Source organism: Roseisolibacter sp. H3M3-2 (assembly GCF_029211165.1).
Taxonomy (GTDB): Bacteria; Gemmatimonadota; Gemmatimonadetes; order Gemmatimonadales; family Gemmatimonadaceae; genus Roseisolibacter.
Genome location: NZ_JARGEK010000757.1, coordinates 1 through 701, shown reverse-complemented (window position 1 = coordinate 701; position 701 = coordinate 1). Strand labels below are relative to the sequence as shown.

1 protein-coding gene is annotated in these 701 nt (G+C 81.0%); it reads right to left on the bottom strand.

Annotation, left to right across the window (positions count from 1 at the left end):
- Nucleotides 1-701, bottom strand: a 701-nt coding sequence (locus tag PYV61_RS26225) for a type VI secretion system domain-containing protein (protein ID WP_275836836.1), incomplete at both ends; no start/stop codon positions are given.

The following is a 701-nucleotide window of genomic DNA, read 5'->3' as shown; positions in this document are numbered from 1 at the left end:
CGCCCGCGCCCGTTGCCGTTCCCGCCGGCGCCGTGCCCCGCCGCGTGGGGCGCGTAGGCGACGCCCGGCCGCACGGCGAGCGCGCGCGCGCCCTCGGCCAGCTGGTCGCCGGCCTGCTCGCCGGCGAGCGCCTCGGCCAGCGCCGCGCTCCCGACGGAGGCCTCGCCCGCCTCGGGGGCCTCGTGGTCGCCGTCGTCGCCGGCGTCGTCGCCCGCGCCGGCCAGCTGCTCGGCAGCGAGCCAGTCCTGCGTCTCCGCGTTCGCGGCGGGCGTGTCGTCCATCAGAGTGGTCTCGGGCAGCTGGGGAAGCTCGGCGAGGAGGGCCGCGAGCTCGTTGCGCAGGGCGGCGGCGGTGGCGGCGTAGCTCGGGCCGAGCCGGGCGCACGCCGTCACCGCGTAGCGCTGCAGGTCGAGCCACCCGCGGCCGGCGGGCGTCCCCATGACCTGCTCGCTCTGCTCGAGCAGCTCGGCCCACTGGCCGTCGAGGAGGAGCCCCTTGAGCCGGGTGCGCGCCTGCGCCGGCGCCGCCTCGAGCAGGCGCGGATCGGGCCCGCCGCCGGGACGCGCGGCGCTCGCGCGCAGCTCGCCCCAGCGCAGCGCGCGGAGCAGCAGGTACGGCATCGGCGAGGTCGGGTCCTGCCGGCGGAGCCAGCGCGCCGCGGCCTCCACGCGCGCGGCCGCGTCGGCGGCGGTCGCCGGCTC